Annotated in this window: 8 protein-coding genes; 7 read left to right on the top strand and 1 reads right to left on the bottom strand. The window is 64.0% G+C overall.

Translation table 11 applies throughout. From position 1 onward, the window contains the following. On the bottom strand, positions 1-483 hold a 483-nt coding region (locus JHD07_RS30705), incomplete at its 3' end, for an ABC transporter substrate-binding protein (protein WP_291628939.1). Positions 484-710: 227 nt separating this feature from the next. On the opposite strand from JHD07_RS30705, the gene JHD07_RS30700 reads away from it, so the two are divergent. The 7 genes from JHD07_RS30700 to JHD07_RS30670 all read left to right on the top strand — a co-directional run. After that, positions 711-1,076: a hypothetical protein gene (locus JHD07_RS30700; protein ID WP_291628937.1), complete on the top strand. Its 366-nt coding sequence runs from the start codon at positions 711-713 to the stop codon at positions 1,074-1,076. Between the two features lie 117 nt (positions 1,077-1,193). After that, positions 1,194-1,598 carry a phosphoribosyl-ATP diphosphatase gene (gene hisE, locus JHD07_RS30695; protein WP_291628935.1) on the top strand — a complete coding sequence of 135 codons (405 nt, stop codon included), beginning with the start codon at positions 1,194-1,196 and terminating at the stop codon, positions 1,596-1,598. Positions 1,599-1,643: 45 nt separating this feature from the next. Beyond that, complete coding sequence (locus tag JHD07_RS30690) at positions 1,644-2,246, top strand: YqaA family protein (RefSeq protein WP_291628933.1); 603 nt, start codon at positions 1,644-1,646, stop codon at positions 2,244-2,246. Positions 2,247-2,292: 46 nt separating this feature from the next. Further along, positions 2,293-2,832, top strand: coding sequence for a hypothetical protein (locus tag JHD07_RS30685; RefSeq protein ID WP_291628931.1), 540 nt, complete (start codon positions 2,293-2,295; stop codon positions 2,830-2,832). 36 nt (positions 2,833-2,868) lie between these two features. Beyond that, complete coding sequence (locus JHD07_RS30680) at positions 2,869-4,269, top strand: aspartate ammonia-lyase (RefSeq protein WP_291628929.1); 1,401 nt, start codon at positions 2,869-2,871, stop codon at positions 4,267-4,269. A gap of 256 nt (positions 4,270-4,525) precedes the next feature. After that, positions 4,526-5,494, top strand: coding sequence for a nitronate monooxygenase family protein (locus tag JHD07_RS30675; protein ID WP_291628926.1), 969 nt, complete (start codon positions 4,526-4,528; stop codon positions 5,492-5,494). 178 nt (positions 5,495-5,672) lie between these two features. Beyond that, a partial coding sequence (locus JHD07_RS30670) for an acyl-CoA thioesterase domain-containing protein (RefSeq protein ID WP_291628924.1) occupies positions 5,673-5,959 on the top strand: 287 nt, incomplete at its 3' end.

The following is a 5,959-nucleotide window of genomic DNA, read 5'->3' as shown; positions in this document are numbered from 1 at the left end:
GTTGTGCTGCGCCAGCGCCGGCCACAGCCGAATCGACAGATCGCCAACGGCGACGCCGACGGTCTTGCCGTCGAGATCGGTCAGAAGGTGAATGCCGCGGCTCTTGCGCGCGCTGATCGCGTAAGGAGCGCGGTTGAACAGCACGAACACCGCCTTGACCGGCATGGCGTCGTCCTTGTCACGAAACCGGATCAGCTCGTTGATGTCGACCAGCGCAAGCTCGCTGTCGCCTTTGGCGACGCGTGCGAGCGCTTCCGGCGATCCGGACGCGGTGGTGAAGGATACGTTGAGATGCTCGGCGCCGAAGCGGCCGTCTTTTGCCGCAAGGAAGAACGGCGCCACGCTCGCATCGATCGGACGGTCGAAGGTGAACTGGACCGCGGTGACGCTCTCGGCCGCCATGGCCTCGCGCGCAGTCGATGCGGCGAGCGAGATTGCGAGGGCCAGCAGGCCGTGAAGGGCGATCGTCTTGAATCCTGCCATCGATAGCGCCGGTCCGCATTGTTATGATTTCGTGACGCTCGCAGCGCCGGCCCGCAACGAGCGTGCGCGCACCAACATGAACGGCGGATGAGCGGCGTTGCGGCATCGTTACGCAACCCCGTTCAGCTTGTGTTGGGGGTGGGGAACCCAAATTAGGTCATGCGGGTTTGAGAGGCATGAGCCTGTCCGCAGGCGTCTATTTCAGGTCCCAAAGGAGGGCCCAAGACATGTTCGAGCGATTCTCCAAGTTTGCGGGCCGAAAGGCCGTTCTTGCCACCGCGGCGGCGCTTGCGCTGACCGCAATTGCCCCGACCGCTTCCTATGCAGGCGGCCGCCACTGGCACGGCGGCGGCGGCGGCGCGGCCGCAGCTGCGGCATTCGCTGCCATCGGCACCGGTCTTGCCATCGCCGCGTCCCGTGACGCCTACGCCTATGATTACGGTCCGGGCTATGGCTACGGTGGTCCCGTCTATTACAGCCGCCCCGCCTACGGTCCCTATTACGGTCCGGGCCCGAACTTCCAGTATCAGCGCTATGGCGGCACCGCTCCGTCCGAGTATTGCGGCCAGGGCTACTATCAGAACTGCTACTAACCCCGGTAATTCATGGGTTGACCATAACGGGCCGTCGCGATTGCCGTGGCGGCCCGTTTTCTGCTTTTATTGTCGTGCGTTAACACGCCCGCCATCTGTTTAGAGTAGTTTGCGTACATGAGTGATTCGCTTGAGCGGCTTTACCTGGCTGTGCTCGCGGCCAGGCATCTTGATCCGGCAACATCGCGCACTGCCCGGCTGTTTCAGCGCGGGCCTTCCAAAATGGCGAAGAAACTGGCCGAAGAGGCCATTGAAGTCGTCATCGATGCGGTCAACGGCGACAGCGAGGCCGTGATCCGGGAAAGCGCCGATCTGCTCTACAATCTCACCGTGCTGTGGGCTTCGGCCGGAGTACGGCCCGAGGACGTCTGGCGCGAGATGAGCCGGCGTGAAGACATGCTCGGCATTGCGGAGAAGCTGCCGAAATCACCCATGAAGTTGCCCAAAGTCGCGTCACCGCGGGTTGCGGCCAGGCGGCCAATTGTCGCGCTCGAGAGCCGTGCCGCGCGCAAGCGCCACTAGAAACGTCACAATTCGCCTCAATCTCGGCATGGACAAATCCGTCCCATGGTGCTTCATCGCGGCGCCATGCTGAAACGTATCTACGACTGGTGCATCGACGCCGCCCATAAGCCCTACGCGCTCTGGATCATGGGCATGGTGTCATTCGCCGAAAGCTCCTTCTTTCCGGTCCCGCCGGATATCATGCTGATCCCGATGTCGCTGGCGCGTCCGGAGCGCGCCTGGCTCTATGCCGCGGTCTGCACCGTGACCTCCGTGCTTGGCGGCGTGGTTGGCTACGCCATCGGCGCGCTGCTCTACGACTCGGTCGGCCAGTGGCTGATCCACTTCTATGGTCTCGGCGGCAAGATGGAGGCGTTTCGCGAATCTTACGCCACGTATGGCGCCCTCATCATTATCGGTAAGGGCGTCACGCCGATCCCATACAAGCTCATTACGATTGCATCGGGATTTGCTGGTTACGACATCTGGCTGTTTATATTGTGTTCAATCGTCGCCCGCGGCGTTCGATTCTTCGCCGAGGCGATCCTGCTCAACCGCTACGGCGACTGGATCCGGGTCCGGATCGAACGGCATCTCGGTCTTGTTGTGGCGATCGGCGCCGCGGTGCTGGTGCTCGGCTTCGTCGTGGCGATCAAGCTGATCTAAAGCTCTGCGCTTTGCCGCCGCGTCCGGTTCGGCTACGGTTGGGGTCATGACGGATCGATCCGGCCATCCGGTCCTGCGACCGGCAACACTGATGCTTGCGATGCTTTCGCTCCTGCTCGGTGCCGGCGGGGCGGGATGGACGCAATCTGCGCCGCCCTCGCTCGGCCTCCGGGAGCAGGGGACGCAGGCCGCGCCGCCACCATCTTCACCCGCTCCCTCTGCGCCGCCGGCGGCAGCGGAGAATCCCGGACTGATCAACGAGATGGGCAAGCTGTTCGACAAGCTGCCCTCGCTCCTGCCGCCGATCAAAAGCCCCAGCGAAACCATGAATGACCTGTCGCGGCTGGCCAAGCCCTCGACCATGGTGTCGGGGCGGGTGGCTTGCCCGGTCTCCTCCAACGGCGCGCCCGACTGCAAGCAGGCGGCCGATCAACTCTGCCAGGGCAAGGGTTACAGGGAGGGCAAGACCCTGAACGCCGACTCCGCCGAAAAATGCTCGGCCAAGGTCCTGATCCCAGGCCGGCAGCGTAAGCCGGACGACTGCCGCACCGATACTTTCGTGACCAGTGCACTGTGTCAGAACTGACGTGATGGTCGCGCGCGCAAGCAGCAAGGAGCGCCCATGAGCCGGACGGAGCAGGACTTCCTCGGACAGCGTGAGATCGCCGACGACATCTATTACGGCGTCCAGACCATCCGGGGTAAGGAGAACTTCCACATCACCGGCATTCCGATGAACCAGGAGCCTTACTTCGTGAAGGCGCTTGGCTACGTCAAGAAGGCCGCCGCCATGGCCAATCGCGATCTCGGCGCGATCGACGCCAGGATCGCGGATGCCATCATCCTCGGCTGCGACCGCGTCATCGCCGGCGACATGATGGATCAGTTCGTCACCGATTTCATCCAGGGCGGTGCCGGCACCTCCACCAACATGAACGCCAATGAGGTGATCGCGAACCTCGCGTTGGAAGCGCTCGGCTTCGCCAAGGGCGACTACCAGCACGTCAGCCCCAACGATCACGTCAATTACGGCCAGTCGACCAACGACACCTATCCGACCGCCTTTCGGCTGGCGCTGATCCTGCGGCTCGAGAGCTACATGACCGCGCTGCGCCAGCTCCAGGAGGCCTTCTTCGCCAAGGGCCGCGAGTTCGACCGCGTGCTGAAGATGGGGCGTACGCATCTGCAGGATGCCGTGCCGATGTCGCTCGGGGCGGAATTTCGCGGCTGGGGCACCACGATCGGCGAGGAGGTCGATCGCATCTCGGAAGCCCGCGCGCTGCTGCGCGAGATCAATCTCGGCGCCACCGCGATCGGCACCTCCGTCACGGCCGCGGCCGGTTACCCCAGGCTCGCGGTCCGGCATCTGAGCGCGCTGACCGGCGTCGACTTCATCCTCGCCGGCGATCTCGTCGAGGCGACCTCGGACACCGGCGCCTATGAGCAGCTCTCGGGCGTGCTCAAGCGCACGGCGAGCAAGCTGACGAAGATCTGCAACGACATCCGCCTGCTCGCCTCGGGCCCGCGCGCCGGCTTCAACGAGATCAACCTGCCGCAGCTGCAGCCTGGCTCGTCGATCATGCCCGGCAAGGTCAATCCCGTGATCCCCGAGGTGGTCAACCAGACCAGCTTCCTGGTGATCGGGCTCGACACCACGGTGACGCTCGCGGCCTCGGCCGGCCAGCTCCAGCTCAACGTGATGGAGCCGGTGATCTCGTTCGCGCTGTTCTTCTCGATCCTCACCATGGAGCGCGCGGTCAACAGCCTGCGCGAAAATTGCGTCGTCGGCATCACCGCCAACGAGGAGCACACCCGCAACATGGTGCTGAACTCGCTCGGCATCGTCACGGTGCTGAAGCCGCTGCTCGGCTACAAGCAATGCGCCGAGATCGCGCGCGAGGGCTACAAGACGGGCAAGTCGCTGCACCAGATCGTGGTGGTCGAGCGCAAGCTGCTGACTCAGGAGAAGTGGGACGAGATGTTCTCGTTCGAGCGGCTGATCAATCCGGATCTGATCGACTAGGGGCTGGTCTCCCTTTCGTCATTCCGGGGCGCGAAGCGCGAACCCGGAATCCATCTTGCCGCATGTGCTGACGCCCAATGGATTCCGGGCTCGACGCTTCGCGCCGTCCCGGAATGACGAGAGGCGAATTCCGCAGCTAGGAATTGGCGGCCGCCTTCGCCCCGACGCCAAAACGCAATACTTGACAGTGGAAAGATTGCCTTGTTGGTATGGTGCTCAACCTTCCATTGACCGGCCAACAGAGGATCGCTCCGCAATGTCCATGCCTGCCCTGTTCAAAGGGCGCCTGTCGATCCCCGTGATCGGCTCGCCGCTCTTCATCATCTCGGTGCCCGATCTCGTGATCGCGCAGTGCAAGGCGGGTGTGGTCGGCTCGTTTCCGTCGCTCAATGCGCGGCCGCCGGAGCTGCTCGACGAATGGCTGGCACGGATCACCGAGGAGCTCGCGGCCTATGACCGCGCGCATCCCGACAGGCCATCGGCGCCGTTCGCGGTCAACCAGATCGTGCACAAGTCGAACAACCGGCTCGATCACGACATGCAGCTCTGTGCCAAGTACAAGGTGCCGATGGTCATCTCCTCGCTCGGTGCGCGCGAGGAGCTCAACCAGGCGGTGCACGGCTGGGGCGGCATCGTCTTCCACGACGTGATCAACCAGAAATTCGCGCACAAGGCGATCGAGAAGGGCGCCGACGGCCTGATCCTGGTTGCGGCCGGCGCCGGCGGCCATGCCGGCACCATCTCGCCGCTCGCCTTCGTCGCCGAGACGCGACAGTGGTTCGACGGCCCGATCGCGCTGTCGGGCGCCATCGGCAACGGCAAGGCGATCCGCGCCGCGCGCATCCTGGGGGCCGACTTCGCCTATATCGGCTCGGCCTTCATCGCGACCAAGGAGGCCAACGCGGTCGAGAAGTACAAGGAGATGATCGCGGGCTCCAGCGCCGACGACATCGTCTACTCCAATCTCTTCACCGGCGTGCACGGCAATTACCTGAAGCCGTCGATCCTCGCGGCCGGCATGGATCCCGAAAACCTGCCGACCTCGGATCCGTCCAAGATGAATTTCGGCACCGACGCTTCCGGCGAGCGCGCCAAGCCGAAGGCCTGGAAGGAAATCTGGGGAAGCGGCCAGGGCATCGGCAGCATCGACAAGGTCGTGCCGGCGGCCGAGTTGATCGCGCGCTTCAAGAAGGAGTACGAGGAAGCGATCGATCCGCCGCTATGAGCTATTGTCGTCCCGGACAAGCGAAGCCCAGATCCGGGACCCATAACCACAGGGAGTAGTTTGGCGAAGACTCGTGGATACTGGTTTCGCGCCGCCACTTCTCCCTGGGAATATGGGTCCCCGCCTTCGCGGGGACGACACTTTTTTCTGAACTCCGATCGTGCATCACAGAGAACATATGACCGCCATCTACCGCGTCGACGGCAACAGCGTCGTCACCAGCCCTGATGCGGCCGGTCCCTGGGACCGGCGCATGCAGCACGGCTCGGCCCCGGCTTCGCTGGTGACGTGGGCGGCAGAACGCATCCCGACAGCGGCGCCGATGGAGATCGCGCGCGTCACCATCGATCTGATGCGCCCGGTGCCGGTGGCGCCGCTCACGATCGCGACCGAGGTACTGCGCGAGGGCCGCAAGATCCAGCTCTGCGAGATCAAGCTGCTCGCCGACGGCGTGCAGGTGGTCGG

It is taken from the genome of Bradyrhizobium sp., assembly GCF_016462955.1.
Taxonomy (GTDB): Bacteria; Pseudomonadota; Alphaproteobacteria; order Rhizobiales; family Xanthobacteraceae; genus Bradyrhizobium.
Note: the sequence above shows the minus strand (reverse complement) of the source record. Positions and strands in the feature narration are given on the sequence as shown.